18 protein-coding genes are annotated in these 14,806 nt (G+C 67.0%); 9 read left to right on the top strand and 9 right to left on the bottom strand.

Annotated features, from left to right (window positions below; translation table 11 throughout):
* Nucleotides 1–17: 17 nt before the first annotated feature.
* The 4 genes from AC1RB9_RS15725 to pnuC form a co-directional block, all read right to left on the bottom strand.
* Nucleotides 18–587 carry a hypothetical protein gene (locus AC1RB9_RS15725; protein ID WP_003113479.1) on the bottom strand — a complete coding sequence of 190 codons (570 nt, stop codon included), beginning with the start codon at nucleotides 585–587 and terminating at the stop codon, nucleotides 18–20.
* Complete coding sequence (locus tag AC1RB9_RS15720; protein WP_003113478.1) at nucleotides 584–1,072, bottom strand: hypothetical protein; 489 nt, start codon at nucleotides 1,070–1,072, stop codon at nucleotides 584–586. Before AC1RB9_RS15720 ends, AC1RB9_RS15725 begins: the two co-directional genes overlap by 4 nt.
* Before the next feature lie 302 nt (nucleotides 1,073–1,374).
* On the bottom strand, nucleotides 1,375–1,902 hold the full coding sequence (locus tag AC1RB9_RS15715) for an AAA family ATPase (protein ID WP_003450281.1): 528 nt from the start codon (nucleotides 1,900–1,902) through the stop codon (nucleotides 1,375–1,377).
* Nucleotides 1,899–2,474: a nicotinamide riboside transporter PnuC gene (gene pnuC, locus AC1RB9_RS15710; protein ID WP_003088324.1), complete on the bottom strand. Its 576-nt coding sequence runs from the start codon at nucleotides 2,472–2,474 to the stop codon at nucleotides 1,899–1,901. Before pnuC ends, AC1RB9_RS15715 begins: the two co-directional genes overlap by 4 nt.
* 283 nt (nucleotides 2,475–2,757) lie before the next feature.
* On the opposite strand from pnuC, the gene AC1RB9_RS15705 reads away from it, so the two are divergent.
* Together AC1RB9_RS15705 and AC1RB9_RS15700 are read left to right on the top strand one after the other, a co-directional pair.
* A complete protein-coding gene (locus AC1RB9_RS15705; RefSeq protein ID WP_003113476.1) occupies nucleotides 2,758–3,591 on the top strand; it encodes an undecaprenyl-diphosphate phosphatase in 834 nt (277 codons plus the stop codon).
* Nucleotides 3,592–3,661: 70 nt separating this feature from the next.
* Nucleotides 3,662–4,384, top strand: coding sequence for a DUF1294 domain-containing protein (locus tag AC1RB9_RS15700; protein ID WP_023082774.1), 723 nt, complete (start codon nucleotides 3,662–3,664; stop codon nucleotides 4,382–4,384).
* Nucleotides 4,385–4,394: 10 nt separating this feature from the next.
* Here the strand turns inward: AC1RB9_RS15700 and AC1RB9_RS15695 are convergent, their stop codons facing one another.
* The gene (locus tag AC1RB9_RS15695) at nucleotides 4,395–5,330 is read right to left on the bottom strand and encodes a LysR substrate-binding domain-containing protein (protein WP_003119152.1); all 936 of its coding nucleotides are present in this window, start codon (nucleotides 5,328–5,330) and stop codon (nucleotides 4,395–4,397) included.
* Between the two features lie 148 nt (nucleotides 5,331–5,478).
* Between AC1RB9_RS15695 and azoR2 the strand changes: the two genes are divergently transcribed.
* Nucleotides 5,479–6,087: an FMN-dependent NADH-azoreductase AzoR2 gene (azoR2, locus tag AC1RB9_RS15690; protein ID WP_003088332.1), complete on the top strand. Its 609-nt coding sequence runs from the start codon at nucleotides 5,479–5,481 to the stop codon at nucleotides 6,085–6,087.
* Between the two features lie 106 nt (nucleotides 6,088–6,193).
* Nucleotides 6,194–6,460 carry a hypothetical protein gene (locus tag AC1RB9_RS15685; RefSeq protein ID WP_003450285.1) on the top strand — a complete coding sequence of 89 codons (267 nt, stop codon included), beginning with the start codon at nucleotides 6,194–6,196 and terminating at the stop codon, nucleotides 6,458–6,460.
* A gap of 85 nt (nucleotides 6,461–6,545) precedes the next feature.
* Here AC1RB9_RS15685 and AC1RB9_RS15680 read toward each other — a convergent pair whose 3' ends face one another.
* On the bottom strand, nucleotides 6,546–8,135 hold the full coding sequence (locus AC1RB9_RS15680; protein ID WP_003111315.1) for an ABC-F family ATPase: 1,590 nt from the start codon (nucleotides 8,133–8,135) through the stop codon (nucleotides 6,546–6,548).
* Nucleotides 8,136–8,438: 303 nt separating this feature from the next.
* Here AC1RB9_RS15680 and AC1RB9_RS15675 point away from each other — a divergent pair, with 303 nt between their 5' ends.
* On the top strand, nucleotides 8,439–8,774 hold the full coding sequence (locus AC1RB9_RS15675) for a hypothetical protein (protein WP_003119150.1): 336 nt from the start codon (nucleotides 8,439–8,441) through the stop codon (nucleotides 8,772–8,774).
* A gap of 129 nt (nucleotides 8,775–8,903) precedes the next feature.
* The gene (locus AC1RB9_RS15670) at nucleotides 8,904–9,275 is read left to right on the top strand and encodes a 5-carboxymethyl-2-hydroxymuconate Delta-isomerase (RefSeq protein ID WP_003139776.1); all 372 of its coding nucleotides are present in this window, start codon (nucleotides 8,904–8,906) and stop codon (nucleotides 9,273–9,275) included.
* Between the two features lie 20 nt (nucleotides 9,276–9,295).
* Here AC1RB9_RS15670 and AC1RB9_RS15665 read toward each other — a convergent pair whose 3' ends face one another.
* Nucleotides 9,296–9,796, bottom strand: a complete 501-nt coding sequence (locus tag AC1RB9_RS15665; protein ID WP_003139775.1) for a hypothetical protein — start codon at nucleotides 9,794–9,796, stop codon at nucleotides 9,296–9,298.
* Between the two features lie 184 nt (nucleotides 9,797–9,980).
* Between AC1RB9_RS15665 and AC1RB9_RS15660 the strand changes: the two genes are divergently transcribed.
* Together AC1RB9_RS15660 and AC1RB9_RS15655 are read left to right on the top strand one after the other, a co-directional pair.
* Nucleotides 9,981–10,214, top strand: a complete 234-nt coding sequence (locus AC1RB9_RS15660; RefSeq protein ID WP_003450286.1) for a hypothetical protein — start codon at nucleotides 9,981–9,983, stop codon at nucleotides 10,212–10,214.
* Nucleotides 10,215–10,305: 91 nt separating this feature from the next.
* On the top strand, nucleotides 10,306–10,653 hold the full coding sequence (locus AC1RB9_RS15655) for an I78 family peptidase inhibitor (protein ID WP_003088494.1): 348 nt from the start codon (nucleotides 10,306–10,308) through the stop codon (nucleotides 10,651–10,653).
* Between the two features lie 66 nt (nucleotides 10,654–10,719).
* Here the strand turns inward: AC1RB9_RS15655 and AC1RB9_RS15650 are convergent, their stop codons facing one another.
* Together AC1RB9_RS15650 and brnQ are read right to left on the bottom strand one after the other, a co-directional pair.
* Nucleotides 10,720–10,959: a hypothetical protein gene (locus tag AC1RB9_RS15650; RefSeq protein ID WP_003088496.1), complete on the bottom strand. Its 240-nt coding sequence runs from the start codon at nucleotides 10,957–10,959 to the stop codon at nucleotides 10,720–10,722.
* 235 nt (nucleotides 10,960–11,194) lie between these two features.
* On the bottom strand, nucleotides 11,195–12,508 hold the full coding sequence (gene brnQ / locus AC1RB9_RS15645) for a branched-chain amino acid transport system II carrier protein (protein WP_003113469.1): 1,314 nt from the start codon (nucleotides 12,506–12,508) through the stop codon (nucleotides 11,195–11,197).
* A gap of 526 nt (nucleotides 12,509–13,034) precedes the next feature.
* Here brnQ and AC1RB9_RS15640 point away from each other — a divergent pair.
* Entirely contained in the window at nucleotides 13,035–14,738 is a 1,704-nt protein-coding gene (locus AC1RB9_RS15640; protein WP_003450289.1) for a phosphoethanolamine transferase, read from the top strand.
* Nucleotides 14,739–14,806: the final 68 nt, after the last annotated feature.

Below are 14,806 nucleotides of genomic sequence, written 5' to 3'. Positions count from 1 at the left end.
GTGTTGGCTTGGCAGAGTCATTCCATGACCCTGACGCTGAGGGTGTTCATCGACTGATTGCCCACCCCAGCGCTCTGGTTCACCTGCACCACGCCGCTGCTCCCGGCGAAGGCGCGATCGTCCGTCGAGACGCTGCGTCCCCCCGGGACCGGAGTGGCCGAACCGGAGACTTTGGTCAGCGCCACGCTTTGCGCGAGAACGCTGTCATCCAGGCTTTCCGGGCCGTTGCTGAGACTCAGCCGGAAGGCGTTGATCTGTTGGTTGCCGAGGCCGGCGCCCTGGTTGACGCCGAGGATGCCGCTGCCGCGCAGCGCCGCCCCCGAGATGCTGGCGCTGGCTGCGATCGGCTGGCTGGCGTCGAGTTGCAGATGCTGGCGCTGGTCGCTGCCGACGAGGGCCGCGGAGCCTACCGCGACGACACGAACGTTGCTCTGTTGCTGGGCGTCGCCGGCGGCCTGGTTGAGGGCGAAGTTGCCGCGGTAGGTGCCGCTGTCATCGATGCTGGCGCGATTGCGTGAGGCCAGCGGGTCGGCCTGGAGCGACGCGATACAGGCGAAGGCGAGGAGGAGGGCGGACAGGCGCTTCATTGACCACCCCCGAGCATCTGCAGCGGTGCCAGGCCCTGCTTGAGGCTGCCGTTGATCTGCCCGGCGAGGCCTGCGCCGGCGCCGCCTCCCGCGCCGTGGGTGGTGCCGAGGTTGCCGACGGCCTGGACCGTCGCCGGGTTCGCCGGCTGGCTGGCGAAACCCGGCAGGGCGCTTCCGGTGAGAATCATGCTGCGAATCCCGGAACCGCTGGTCACGATGGCGAAGTCGGCATCGCCCAGTTCGCGGCTCACGGTATTGCCGCTGGCCGCCCCGTTGGCGAGGGCGTTGACCTCGGCGGAGACGTTGGTGTCGACGACGGTGGGATGTGGGTCGGGCACCATGCTCGGACGGTAGGCGACCCGTGGCTGGACCTGGCGCTGGACGACGATCGTACCATCCGCCGCATGCGCGGGGAGGCTCACCGGCACGGAGCCGACGATGACCAGCAGCGCTGGAACGACGATGCGTAGCGAACTCCCCGACATGATGGCGCTTCCTTCGTTGGCGCTGAGCCCTAATCAGCGTTGGCAGGGAGCGAGCATGGGGCGTGCCGGTTTTGCGTTTTCCTTGTCCATCAAGGGCTTGGAGGTGAGCGCCGGGGGACCCTGGCGGACAGTGTTGCATCCGTGCAACAGCAGGCCCGCCGACCATGGGGTCAAGCCTGCCGGGGAAGCGCCCGGAGCTGTTTCAGCGCCGAGACAGCTTTCCGCGGCGCCGTCGCGAAACGCTCTGCGCCAAGGGCCGGACTGTGCTGGCGGTGTATCGCTGGCGTGACAGGGCCGGCCCTTCAGCCGTCCTGGAGCAGTCCTTGCACTGCGGCGAAAGCCTGGCGCCGGCGCTCGGCCCAGTCGCCGGCGATGGCGCGGTAGGGCTGCCGATGCCGCTCCAGCCAGGCTTGGCATTCGCGGTGGAAGGCCTGGCGCTGCGCCAGTTCCGGCTGGCAGCGCTGGCCGTCGGCGCTCCAGGCCACGCCTTCCGGCGAGAGCAGCAGGTGCAGGTCGTAGCGCCGCCGCAGCAGGGCGGGTTCGAGCCAGTCCGGACAGTCGCCGAAGAGAATCCGGCTCCAGAGGATGTTGCTCAGCAGGTGGGTATCGAGGATCAGCAGCGCCGGCCGTTCCGCGCGAGCGGCCTCCTCCCAGGCCAGTTGCCCGCGGGCGATGGCGGGGATGTCGGCGTAGCAGGTGTCGCGGCGCTGTTCGTCGATGAAGTGGCGGACGTACTCGCCGACCACCCGGCCGCCGAAGCGGGCCTGGAGCTGCTCCGCAAGCCAGCTCTTGCCGCTGGATTCGGGCCCGGTGAGTACCAGCACCTTCATGCGGCGACGCCCTCGCGCAATGCCGGGTCGCGGCGCCAGGTCCGCCAGCCGTGGATCGCCAGCAGGGTGAAGAGGGCGTAGAGGGCGGCGGTCAGGTACAGCGCCTTGCTGGCGAAGAGCGCCACGAACAGCACGTCTACGGCGATCCACAGGGCCCAGCATTCCAGGCGCTTCTGCGCCATCCAGCATTGCGCCACCAGGCTGAAGGCGGTCAATCCGGCGTCCCACCAGGGACTGGCGGCATCGGTGTGGTTGGCCATCAGGTAACCGAGCGCGACGCTGCCGACCAGGCCCGCACCGAGCCCGTAGAGGCGCTGCGCGGCGTTCAGGCGGCTCACCGAGCGGCCGTCGTGGTCCTGCCCGCCGCGGGTCCACTGCCACCAGCCATAGAGCTGTAGCGCCGCGTAGACCATTTGCAGGAGCATGTCCGAATAAAGCTTCACCTCGAAGAATATCCAGGCGTAGAGCGCCACCATCACCAGGCCGATAGGCCAGCACCAGGGATTCTGGCGGACGGTCAGGTAGACGGCGATGGCGCCGAGCGAAGCGGCGAAGAGTTCAAGGGGTGACACGGAAGGCCCTCATGCGACGAGGACGCATTGTAGCGAATGTATCCGGCGCTTCGCGAAGACCAGGGCGGAGGGGACGGGCGCGGACAGATTTGTTCAGACGCCGGCTGGCAAGAATTCCAAGATTCCTGGCCGGCCGCTCTGGTAGCATGCCCGCCGGTTTCGACTTCGGCAGTGGGGGAACTGGTCGGGTTCTTCGGAGTCGTAAGGCCTTCATAAAAGACGGCGAGTGTATCGCCGAGAACAACGAAAGCTCGTTCGGGACAGTAGTAGAAGGGGGAGAAACATGGAGTGGTGGACTGCTTTCCAGGCGTTCATCCTGGGCGTCGTGGAGGGGCTGACCGAGTTCCTGCCGATTTCCAGCACCGGGCACCAGATCATCGTCGCCGACCTCATCGGCTTCGGCGGCGAACGCGCCAAGGCGTTCAACATCATCATCCAGCTGGCGGCGATCCTCGCTGTCGTCTGGGAATTTCGGGGAAAGATCTTTCAAGTCGTCCGTGACCTGCCGAGCCAGCGCCAGGCCCAGCGTTTCACCGCCAACCTGCTGATCGCGTTCTTCCCGGCGGTAGTCCTCGGCGTCCTGTTCGCCGACCTGATCCACGAGTGGCTGTTCAATCCGATCACCGTCGCCCTGGCGCTGGTGGTGGGCGGGGTGGTCATGCTCTGGGCCGAGCGCCGGAAGCATGTGATCCGCGCCGAACACGTCGACGACATGACCTGGAAGGACGCCCTGAAGATCGGCTGTGCCCAGTGCCTGGCGATGATCCCCGGCACCTCGCGGTCCGGCGCGACCATCATCGGCGGCCTGCTGTTCGGCCTTTCGCGCAAGGCGGCCACCGAGTTCTCGTTCTTCCTGGCGATGCCGACCATGGTCGGCGCGGCGGTCTATTCCGGATACGTGTACCGCGACCTGTTCCGCCCCGAGGACCTGCCGGTGTTCGCCGTCGGCTTCGTCACCTCGTTCGTCTTCGCCATGCTGGCGGTGCGCGCCTTGCTGAAGTTCATCGGCAACCACAGCTACGCGGCTTTCGCCTGGTATCGGATCGCCTTCGGCCTGCTGATCCTGGCGACCTGGCAATTCCACCTGATCGACTGGAGCACCGCCGGCGAGGTGTGAGGCCCGGGAACAGGCAAGAGGCGCGGCGCGAGCCGCGCCTTTTTTCGTCTGGCCGCCGCGGGTGGCTAGAATGCAGCGCGAAACGGGTAGCGAGCGAGTGGATGTGGATATGGAAAAGCCGGGCATGATCAGCCGCTGGTATGACGACAAGGGCTTCGGCTTCATCCTGCCGAAGACCGGCGGGGAAGAAGTCTTCCTGCATATCTCCGCGTTCCGCGGCGACCGCCGTCCCCGCCAGGGCGACCAGGTGTGGTTTCTCGCCAGCCAGGATGCCCAGGGCCGCCTGCGCGCCGAGAGGGCGCGGCTGGACGCGCTGACCATCGATCCGCCAACTGTCCGCCGTGGCGCCCAGGCGCCGGTGACGCGGGCCCAGGCGCGGCCGGCGCCGACTCCGCCGAGCGCGTTGCAGCGCCCGTTGGCGAAGCTGCTGGTCCTGCTGATCCTCTGCGTGCTGCCGGCCGCTGGTGCCTGGCGGATGTACCTGGACGGACAGGCCCTCTGGCCGCTGCTGGCCTATCCGCTGGCCAGCCTGCTCGCATTCGCCCTCTACTGGCAGGACAAGCGCAGCGCCGCACGCGGCGACTGGCGTACCCCGGAGGTCCGCCTGCACCTGTTCGAGCTGCTCGGCGGCTGGCCTGGCGCGCTGGTCGCGCAGCAGGTATTCCGCCACAAGACCCGCAAGCTCTCGTTCCAACTGGTGTTCTGGGGCATCGTCCTGCTGCACCAGTCGTTCTGGCTCGACAGCCTGCTCGGCGGGCGCCTGTCCGCCGCGCTGTTGCAGCGGATCGGCTGAACGGCGCGGCTCACTCGCGGGCGCGGCGGTAGGCTGGGCCGGTCTCGCCCGAGGGGCGTTGCAGGGCTTCCACGAGAAAGTCGATCAAAGCACGGATAGCCGGAATCTGGCTGCTGCGCGGCAGGTAGGCGGCCTGCATGGTGCTTTTCGGCAAGGTCCACTGCGGCAGGATGCGCACCAGGCTGCCATCGGCCAGTTCCCTGTCGCAGTAGCCTTCGGGCAGCAGGGTGACGCCGAGGCCGGCCACGGCGGCTTTCTTGCGCAGGACGAAGTCGTCGACGCCCAGGCGCGGTTCGCGTTCCAACTGGTAGCGGCTGCCATCCGGCCCGATCAGGGTCGCGTGGACCTTGCGGTCGTTATGAATAGCGCCGAGGAAGGGCAGGTCTTCGAGGTCTTCCGGATGTTCCAGGCGACGCCCGGCGATCAGCGACGGGGCGGCGAGGATCTGCGTGGTCGCCGGAGCCAGGCGCCGGCAGACCAGCGCAGGGTCCTCGTCGCCGAGTTCGCGCACGCGCAGTGCCACGTCCACCCCCTCGTTGAGCAGGTCGACCCGGCGGTTGGTCAGGAGGATTTCCAGCTGGACCTGCGGGTGTCGTTCGAGAAACCGCGGCAACAGGTCGGCCAGGTTGCTCGAAGCCATGGCCACCGGTGCGGAAAGGCGCAGCCGGCCACGCGGCTCGACGCTCAGCTCGGCGATCACCTGTTCGGCCATCTCCGCTTCCAGCAGCAGGTTGCGGCAGTGCTGCAGGTAGCGTTCGCCGACCTCCGTGAGCGCCAGCTTGCGTGTCGTGCGGTGCAGCAGGCGCACCTGAAGGCGCTCCTCCAGCTCGGCGATGCGCCGCGACAGGCGCGACTTGGGAATCCCCGTCTCGCGTCCGGCCGCGGCGAAGCCGCCGCATTCCACCACCTTGGCGAAGTAGTAGAGGTCGTTGAGGTCGTGGGGCATGCAGGCGCTCCGCTGGGGGGAAAAACAGATTGTCCTATGTGTGGGACGAATAGTCATGTTTCTACCGACTAATCGTCGATTGGCCTTGCCGGTAGGATGCAAACCACTCGATCGCCACACTGCGATCCCCCACTTTCAGGAGCGAGACATGAAACTTTTGCATATCGATTCCAGCATCCTCGGCGACGCCTCCGCTTCCCGCCAACTGAGCGCCGAGCTGGTCCAGGCCTGGCGGCAGAACGAAGACGGGCTTGACGTCACTTACCGCGACCTGGCCGCCGACGCGGTGGCGCATTTCTCCGCCCTGACCCTGGCCGCCGGCAGCACCCCGGCGGAGCTGCGCGATGCCGCGCTGAAGCATGAAGTCGCGGTGGGTGAAGAAGTGCTGGAAGAGTTCCTCGCCGCCGACGTCGTGGTAATCGGCGCGCCGATGTACAACTTCACCATCTCCAGCCAGCTCAAGGCCTGGATCGATCGCATCGCGGTCGCCGGCAAGACCTTCCGCTACACCGAGAACGGCCCGGTTGGCCTGGCCGGCGACAAGAAAGTGGTGATCGTCTCCACCGCCGGTGGCGTGCATGCCGGCCAGCCGACCGGCGCGGCCCACGAAGGCTACCTGCGCACCGTGCTGGGTTTCTTCGGCATCACCGATATCGAAGTGGTTCGCGCCGAAGGCCTGGCCTATGGCGAGGAGCCCCGCGCCCAGGCCATCGCCGCCGCCCGCCGGCAGATCGCCGGGCAGTTCGCCGCGGCCTGATCCCCGCGTCATCGGAAAACCCCGCTTCGGCGGGGTTTTCGCGTTGTGCGCAGCGGCGCGCTGCGTGTAGATTGGCCGGACAATTACAAGCACAAGGAACCGGCCTGTGAGCGCGTGTTACTGCCGCAACTGCGGCGCCCGAGCGACCCGTCTCGTCGAGAGCGGCATCTGCGAAGCCTGCAAGCGGCGCTCGGACATCAATCCGAAGAACGTCCTGATCGCCGCCGCCCTGATCGTCTACATCGGGGTGAACGTGGCTGCCTACATCAAGGACCACCCGCCCCGCGAGCTGACCGCCGAACAGCGCGAGAAGATCGCCGAGGGCCAGCGCCTGGCGACCCGCGCGGCGATGATGGCCGGCTACGTCGACTGAGTCGCGCTCCCCATAGGCCCTGCGCGTTCATGCCGGAATGAAAAAGCCCCGCGGATGCGGGGCTTTCGCGTTGCGCGACGGGGACTCAGACGATCACGCCCTGGCTGCGCAGGTAGTCGTCATAGCTGCCGCTGAAGTCGGTCACGCCGTTCTCGCCCAGCTCGATGATGCGGGTAGCCAGCGAGGAAACGAATTCGCGGTCGTGGCTGACGAAGATCAGCGTGCCCGGATAGTTGTCCAGCGCCAGGTTCAGCGCCTCGATGGACTCCATGTCCAGGTGGTTGGTCGGCTCGTCCATCACCAGCACGTTGGGGCGCTTGAGGATCAGCCGGCCGAACAGCATGCGGCCCTGCTCGCCGCCGGAGATCACTTTCACCGACTTCTTGATCTCGTCGTTGGAGAACAGCATGCGGCCGAGGGTGCCGCGCACCAGTTGTTCGCCGCCCTGGGTCCACTGGGCCATCCAGTCGAACAGGCTCATGTCGTCGGCAAAGTCGTCGGCATGGTCCTGGGCGAAATAGCCGACGTCGGCGCTGTCGGTCCATTTCACCTCGCCGCCGTCCACCGGCAGGTCGCCGACCAGGCAGCGCAACAGGGTGGTCTTGCCGATGCCGTTGGGGCCGATGATGGCGACGCGCTCGCCGGCCTCGACCTGCAGGCTCAGGCCCTTGAACAGCGGCTTGCCGTCATAGCCCTTGCTGATGTTTTCCACGGTCACCGCCTGGCGGTGCAGCTTCTTGTATTGCTCGAAGCGGATGAACGGGCTGACCCGGCTGGACGGCTTGACCTCTTCCAACTGGATCTTGTCGATCTGCCGGGCGCGGCTGGTGGCCTGCTTGGCCTTGGAGGCGTTGGCCGAGAAGCGGCTGACGAAGGATTGCAGCTCGGCGATCTGCGCCTTCTTCTTGGCGTTGTCCGACAGCAGGCGCTCGCGGGCCTGTTCGGCGGCGGTCATGTACTCGTCGTAGTTGCCCGGGAACAGGCGCAGCTCGCCGTAGTCCAGGTCGGCCATGTGGGTGCAGACGCTGTTCAGGAAGTGGCGATCGTGGGAAATGATGATCATGGTGCTGTTGCGCGCGGTGAGCACGCCTTCCAGCCAGCGGATGGTGTTGATGTCCAGGTGGTTGGTCGGTTCGTCGAGCAGCAGCACGTCCGGGTCCGAGAACAGCGCCTGGGCCAGCAGTACGCGCAGCTTCCAGCCGGGAGCGACGGCGCTCATCGGGCCGAAGTGCTGCTCCAGCGGGATGCCCAGGCCGAGCAGCAGCTCGCCGGCGCGGGACTCGGCGGTGTAGCCGTCGAACTCGGCGAACTGGACTTCCAGCTCGGCCACCGCCATGCCATCTGCCTCGCTCATTTCCGGCAGGGAGTAGATGCGGTCGCGTTCGGCCTTCACCGCCCAGAGTTCCTCGTGGCCCATGATCACCGTATCGATGACGCTGAAGTCCTCGTAGGCGAACTGGTCCTGGCGCAGCTTGCCCAGGCGCACGTTGGGTTCCAGCATGACCTGGCCGGCGCTCGGCTCCAGGTCGTTGCCGAGGATCTTCATGAAGGTCGACTTGCCGCAACCGTTGGCGCCGATCAGGCCGTAGCGGTTGCCGTTGCCGAACTTGACGGAAACGTTCTCGAACAGCGGCTTGGCGCCGAACTGCATGGTGATATTCGCGGTGGAGATCAACTTCTTTACCTATAGAGGACTTACGCACGCCTGGACCATGGCGATACCGGTCTGCTGCCGGTCTCGGCTTTCCGCTGCGCTCCATCTGGAGCATGGGGCGATCCTGCGGGCATTCGTGGAGTGCCGCAGCCAGCGTCATGACGTGGCTGTAGCGCGATGAAGGCGGGGTGTGATGCCTGGCATTCGGCGAATTGTCTCACAGGTGCGCCTGCCGTTGCATGACAGCGTACGCCGAAGCGGTTTTTCCCGCTGCCCGGCAGGTGGTAGAGTCCCGTCTTCCGCTCATCCGCAAAGGACTCCCCGATGAAGCCCGCTGTTCTCCCCGCGTTGTTGGTTCTGTCGCTGCTGGGTGGTTGCGGGGATTCATCGTCGGACGGAAAGGCCGCTTCCGGGCCGCTGGCGTTGCACTGCGGAGACTTCGGCAAACTCGAGGTGATCGACGGTTTCGCCAGTCTCAAGCTGCCCGACGGCAGCAGCGTCCAGTCGCTGGGCGGCGATGTCCGCAGCCTCGCCGATGGCCAGGCGCTGAGCGCGATTTCCTATAGCGACGGTTCGGTCCTGTACCGCCAGGCGGGCGACACGCCCGGCTACCTGTACACGCCGGCCAAGGGCCAGCGGCAGGCCTGCGAGACGCGCTGATCCGCGCCATCTACGCGCGGGTTTTCGCGGCCGCCGGGTTGATCTGAGCCACGCAGGCGCAGGCCGGCTGTCGCATCGCTCGTCGAGCCGCTAGAATCCCGCTCCCCATTCCCCGCAAGGCCCGCCAGCATGCCGCATCTCGTCATCGAAGCCACTGCCAACCTCCGCCTCGAAACGTCCCCCGGCGAACTGCTGGAGCAGGCCAATGCCGCGCTGTTCGCTTCCGGGCAATTCGGCGAGGCGGACATCAAGTCGCGCTTCGTCACCCTGGAGGCCTACCGGCAGGGAACCGCAGCGGTCGAGCGCGCCTACCTGCATGCCTGCCTGTCGATCCTCGACGGGCGCGACGCGGCGACCCGCCAGGCGCTGGGCGAGGTGCTCGGCGAGGTGCTCGCCGGAGCGGTGGCGGGCGGCGGCGAGGAGGGCGTGCAGGTCAGCGTCGAAGTGCGCGAGATGGAGCGCGCCAGCTACGCCAAGCGCGTCGTCGCCCGGCAGCGCTGAGAGACTGGCGCGCGCCTGGCTCAGATCCAGGCGTTCAGCGTCGCGCCGGCCTGCGTCGGGTCCTCTTGCCGTCCCGGCGCCTGGCCGTTCTGCATGGCGATCATCTCGCGCATGCGTTCGCCGATGCCTTTCTCCACCTGTTCGCGTTTCTCCGGCGGCATCGCGTCCAGTTCCTCCTCGGTCAGGCCGAGGCTCTTCAGGACCTGCTCGCGCATCCGCTCGGCGGGCGATTTCTGCATGTACTCCTTGAACTCGTCATAGGCCGACTTGCCTTCGCTGGCGCCGGCAGTGGCATTCGCCTGGTTCTGCTTCAGCGTCAGGTTCAGCTTCGCGAAACCCTCGTCCAGGGCCTGGCGGGCGGACTCCGTGGCGGGATCGGCGGCCTCGTTGCGCAATGGCGTGCCGAGGGCGGGGCGCGGTTTCAGCAGATCGCCGTTGCCGATCTCGGTGCTGGCTTGCCGCTGGTTGTTCGGGTAACGCGCAGACCAGCCGGAAAGGCTGGCGGGACCGATGCTGTTCATGACCTGCCTCCATGGAAATGAATGACCGCCGCTCCGTCGCAAGGGCCGTGCCAGGTCGCCGAACCCCGCGCCAGAGGGCTCGGTGCATGGCGCAGGGCGGGGCGGAGGCAAGCGCTTGCCGCGAACGGCAACGGCGTTCCTCGGTTAGAATGTCCGACTTGTGCAGCAGGTTGCGAAGAGAGCCATGACCGACACTTCCGACGATCGAACCGGAGATGCCTCCGGCCTGTCGAAGCGCCAGGCATTCCATCGGCAGCACCGGCAACGGGCGGAGGAAGAGGCGCGGCGCCTGCTCGACGCCCGCGCCGAACAGGGCGGCCGCTGGCTGGACTGGGTCGCGGGCCAGCTCTACCTCCTGCGTCCGCCGGAATACGCGGCCATGGTGCGTCGCGAACTGCAGCGCCTGAGCGGCGACTGAAGCTGGCGAATTTGTCAGCGCGGATTGCAGTTTCGCCAGGAAACCCATGCCACTGGTAAGGTGGCGATCCCAGAAGATCAGAGGAGGCGGTATGCCTTTGAAGCAGTTTTCCAGTGCACTCGTTCTCGCGGCCCTGCTCGCCGGTTGCAGCAGCAACGGCGACAGCCCGTCCACCGAAGGCGCCAGCGTAGCCACCGGCAGCGCCAGCGCGCCCGCGGCCACCCCGGCAGCGGACGGCCGTTGCGATGCCAATGCGGTGCAGGCCTATGTCGGCAAGCAGGCTTCCGCGGCCATCGTCGAGGAGGCCCGCCGCGCCGCCGGAGCGGAAGTCGCCCGGGCGCTGCGCCCGCACGATGCGGTGACCATGGACTACAACCCGCGCCGGCTGAACATCGATGTCGACGACACGCTGGTGATCAAGCGCCTGTCCTGCGGCTGACCGCCCAGCCCCGAATACGAAGAAGCCCCGCATCGCGGGGCTTTCTCTTGGCCGTTCGAAAAGGCCTCAGATGGCGGTACTGCGTAGGGCGGCGTTGGACTGGCTGACGGCGGTTTGCGGTTTTTCCTCGAGAATTGCCTGACGCTTGGCCTGGTATTCCTCGAACGACAGGCTGCGCCGGGCCAGGTCTTCCAGCGCCAGTTGCCTGACCTCGTCGCTGCTGTACGGGCGAGAGGGGTTGTAGTCGCTGGCGCAGCCGGCGAGGGCGAGGGAGAACAACAGTACGCTGATGAGTGCCTTGGCCATGACCGGCTCCTGGATTCGCTTTCCTGGGGGAATGGTCGAAAGGCTAACAACCGCGCCGCTGCGCTAGAAATCATCCCGCTCGATAGTGCTTATTCGTTCGGCTGAACGCGGGAAGAAGCGCTGCCGGCGGCGGCAGGCGCCAGCCGGGCCGTGGGGCGGACGCCGCGATTGGCGCCGCCCGCCGGCATGTCCCGCGCTCGGCCGGGAGAACAAGCGGCAGGCCGCTGGGGCCTGCTCAGGCGGCGACTTGCGCAGGCTTGCCCAGCAGGCGGTCGACCAGGCTGCAGGCGGCGAGAGTGGCGACCGAGGGGATCAACCAGGCCAGGCCCTGTTCGGCCAGCGGCAGGTGCAGCAGCCATTGCGGGAAGTCCTGGCCCAGGCCCGCCGCCTTCAGGGCATCGAGCACGCCGAACGCCAGGGAAACCAGCATCACCGGGGCGAGGATGCGCGTCGCCGAATGCCAGAGACCGATGCAGAAGCTCAGCGCCACCAGCACGATGCACGGCGGATAGATCGCGGTGAGCACCGGGATCGAGACCTGGATCAGCTTGGTCAGGCCGAGGTTGGAAACGATGAAGGAGAACCCTGCCAGGATGATCACCAGGCTGCGGTAGGACAGCGGCAGGCGCTGGCAGAAGTACTCGGCGCAGGCGCAGGTCAGGCCGACCGCGGTGACCAGGCAGGCCAGCGCGATAAGTCCCGCCAGGAACGAGCTGCCGAGGCTGCCGAAGGTATGTTGCACGTAGGCATGCAGGACCGCCGCGCCGTTGCTGGCGTCGGCGGCGATGGCATGGCTGCCGGCGCCGAGCCGGAACAGGCTGACGTAGACCAGCACCAGGCCGACACCGGCGATCAGCCCGGCGACGATGGCATAGCGGGTGATCAGACGCGGCGACTGCACGCCGCGGGAACGGATGGCGTTGACGATGACGATGCCGAAGACCAGCGCGGCGAGGGTGTCCATGGTCAGGTAGCCGTTGACGAAACCCTGGGAGAACGCGGCCTGGGTGTACTCCGGCTGGGCCGTGCCGATCGGGCCGGCGGGCCAGAGGAAGGCGGCGACGCCGAGAATCGCCAGGGCGAGGATCTTCAGCGGGGCGAGGAAGCGTCCGACGGTGTCCAGCAGGCGACCGGGGTAGAGGGAGATGGCCAGGGCCAGAAGGAAGTACGCCAGGCTGTAGACGAACAGCGCCGTGCCGCTCTCGCCGAGCAGCGGCACCACGCCGACCTCGAAGGACACCGTGGCGGTGCGCGGAATGGCGAACAGCGGGCCGACCGCCAGGTAGCAGACCGCCGCCAGCAGGCCGCCGGCATACCTGCCGATCGGATGGCTGAGGGCGTCGACCGAACCGCCGACCTTGGCCAGGGCGATCACGGTGATCACCGGCAGCCCCACCGCGGTGATCAGGAAGCCCAGCGCCGCCAGCCACACATGGGGGCCGGACTGCAAGCCGACGATGGGCGGGAAGATGATGTTGCCGGCCCCGACGAACAGGGCAAAGGTCATAAAACCAAGCGCCAGGATGTCCCGGCCTTTCAAAGCGTTCATGCTGGAGAGGTACCGCGCTGCTCGAGGAAATTCACAGAAGGGTTTCCCGGGGGGTAGGGGAAACGGCACTCATCTGGATGGGACGAGCAGGGGAGGCGGCCGCCGTCCTTGTGGGACCCGGGCCGTAAGCTTGGCATGCTAACGAAAATGCCGGGGTCGCGGGATAGACATTGGTCTGGCTGTCCTTTTGTTGAAAAACGACGTCGCAATCAGAACAGTCCGTAGGCACCGGCGCCGGAGCGCTCCGCATTCCTTGCCGCTTGCTGTCTTCCGCCTGCGTCGGCGGCGCCATACGGGGGGTATGACGGCGAACCCGGAAAACGCCCGGAAAGCTTCCCGCGAACTTTTTGAAATCCGGCTGAAAGCCCCGGAATACAAGGGCTGCGGCGCTTCCGAAGGGTTACGTTTTCTGTAGGTATTCTTCACGAAAGATTGACGGATCGCCGAGCAGACTGCCGCCGTCGTCGAGTGCTGCCAGGGGCAACGCTGCGCACGGCAACCCGTAAGTCAGTGAAGATCCGTGCCCATGTCGAAAGCCCGCGCCGTCCGTCCCGAACTGCTGACCCTGCTGGTCAGCCTCGCCTTCCTGCTGTTCTACAACCTGCCGCTGTGGCAACGCCTGCTGGCGATCACCCCGGGGGGCTGGCAGGGCCTCGGCATGATGCTGGCGGTCGGCCTGATGATCGCCGCGATCTTCAACCTGGCGCTGACCCTGCTGGCGTTCCGCTGGCTGCTCAAGCCGGCGCTGACCCTGCTGATCCTGGCGGCCGCCGGTACCACCTACTTCATGACCCAGTACGGCGTGCTGATGGACGTCGGCATGCTGCGCAACGTCATGCAGACCAACCCGGCCGAGGTCGCCGACCTGCTTTCGCCGAAGCTCGCCGTCTACCTGGCGTTGCTTGGCGCGCTGCCGGTCTGGCTGCTGTGGCGCACGCCGGTGCGCTACCGGCCGTGGCCACGCGAGCTGCTGAGCAAGCTGCTGGTGGCGCTCGCCTGCCTGGCCCTGCTTGCCGGGGTGGCGCTGGCCAATTACCAGGGGCTGTCCTCGCTGTTCCGCAACAACAAGGAACTGCGCCTGCAGGTCACCCCGAGCAACCTGGTCGGCGCCGCCATCGGCTACGCCAAGGGCCAGGCCCAGGCCGCCAGCCAGCCGCTGCGGCCGATCGCCGTCGATGCCCGGCGCGCCGACCTGTGGCAGGGCCATGCGCGCAAGTCGCTGACCGTGCTGGTGGTGGGTGAGAGCGCGCGGGCACAGAACTTCGGCCTCAACGGCTACGCTCGCGAGACCAACCCGCGGCTGAAGGCCGAGGAGGGCCTGATCAACTTCTCCAACGTGCACTCCTGCGGTACCGAGACCGCGGTGTCGGTGCCCTGCATGTTCTCCAACCTGGGCCGCGCGGACTACAGCGACGCTCGCGCGCGCACCCAGGAAGGCCTTCTCGATGTGTTGCAGCGCGCAGGCCTGCGGGTCCTGTGGCGGGACAACCAGTCCGGCTGCAAGGGCACCTGCGACCGCGTCGCCTTCCAGGACCTGAGCGAGAGCAAGGATCCGGCCCTGTGCGCCGGCGGCGAGTGCCATGACGAGATCCTCCTGCGCGACTTGCAGGCCTTCATCGACGGGCTGCAACAGGACACCGTGCTGGTCCTGCACCAGATGGGCAGCCACGGCCCGGCCTACTTCAAGCGCTATCCCAGGGAGTACGAGAAGTTCACCCCGGTCTGCGCCAGCAACGACTTCAGCGCCTGCTCGCGGGACAGCATCATCAACGGCTACGACAACACCCTGCTGTACACCGACCACGTGCTGGCCAGCCTGATCGACCTGCTGCGCAAGAACGAAGAGCGCATCGATACCGGCATGCTCTACCTCTCCGACCATGGCGAGTCGCTCGGCGAGTACAACCTCTACCTGCATGGCACGCCTTACCTGCTGGCGCCGGACCAGCAGAAGCACGTCGGCATGCTGGCCTGGTTCTCGCCCGGCTACCAGAGCGCCTTCGGCCTCGACAGTAGCTGCCTGCGCCAGCGCAGCAACGAGGAGCTGTCCCAGGACAACCTGTTCCACTCGATGCTCGGCCTGCTGGAAGTGCGCACCGGCGCCTACGATCCCGGCCTCGACCTGTTCGCCCCGTGCCGTGCGCCGGAGGTCCTGCAGGCGCTCAAGGCCGACGGCGGACGGGCGCTGTACTCCGAGGAAGCGTCTGGCCAGGAGCCGCCGGCTTCCTGATACGACCCGGCGAAAGGACTATTTCCTTCGCCTCGCGGAAGGGTAAGGTTCAGCCTCGGAACCCGCGA

The organism is Pseudomonas sp. 20-5 (genome assembly GCF_056782835.1).
The sequence above is the reverse complement of the archived record's forward strand: the minus strand, read 5'-3'. Positions and strand labels throughout refer to the sequence as shown.

Coding starts and splice junctions, on each gene's coding strand:
- AC1RB9_RS15725 (WP_003113479.1), bottom strand. CDS start 587: ATGAAGCGCCTGTCCGCCCTCCTCCTCGCCTTCGCCTGTATCGCGTCG.
- AC1RB9_RS15720 (WP_003113478.1), bottom strand. CDS start 1,072: ATGTCGGGGAGTTCGCTACGCATCGTCGTTCCAGCGCTGCTGGTCATC.
- AC1RB9_RS15715 (WP_003450281.1), bottom strand. CDS start 1,902: ATGAAGGTGCTGGTACTCACCGGGCCCGAATCCAGCGGCAAGAGCTGG.
- AC1RB9_RS15705 (WP_003113476.1), top strand. CDS start 2,758: ATGGAGTGGTGGACTGCTTTCCAGGCGTTCATCCTGGGCGTCGTGGAG.
- AC1RB9_RS15700 (WP_023082774.1), top strand. CDS start 3,662: ATGCAGCGCGAAACGGGTAGCGAGCGAGTGGATGTGGATATGGAAAAG.
- AC1RB9_RS15695 (WP_003119152.1), bottom strand. CDS start 5,330: ATGCCCCACGACCTCAACGACCTCTACTACTTCGCCAAGGTGGTGGAA.
- azoR2 (WP_003088332.1), top strand. CDS start 5,479: ATGAAACTTTTGCATATCGATTCCAGCATCCTCGGCGACGCCTCCGCT.
- AC1RB9_RS15675 (WP_003119150.1), top strand. CDS start 8,439: ATGAAGCCCGCTGTTCTCCCCGCGTTGTTGGTTCTGTCGCTGCTGGGT.
- AC1RB9_RS15670 (WP_003139776.1), top strand. CDS start 8,904: ATGCCGCATCTCGTCATCGAAGCCACTGCCAACCTCCGCCTCGAAACG.
- AC1RB9_RS15665 (WP_003139775.1), bottom strand. CDS start 9,796: ATGAACAGCATCGGTCCCGCCAGCCTTTCCGGCTGGTCTGCGCGTTAC.
- AC1RB9_RS15660 (WP_003450286.1), top strand. CDS start 9,981: ATGACCGACACTTCCGACGATCGAACCGGAGATGCCTCCGGCCTGTCG.
- AC1RB9_RS15655 (WP_003088494.1), top strand. CDS start 10,306: ATGCCTTTGAAGCAGTTTTCCAGTGCACTCGTTCTCGCGGCCCTGCTC.
- AC1RB9_RS15650 (WP_003088496.1), bottom strand. CDS start 10,959: ATGGCCAAGGCACTCATCAGCGTACTGTTGTTCTCCCTCGCCCTCGCC.
- brnQ (WP_003113469.1), bottom strand. CDS start 12,508: ATGAACGCTTTGAAAGGCCGGGACATCCTGGCGCTTGGTTTTATGACC.
- AC1RB9_RS15640 (WP_003450289.1), top strand. CDS start 13,035: ATGTCGAAAGCCCGCGCCGTCCGTCCCGAACTGCTGACCCTGCTGGTC.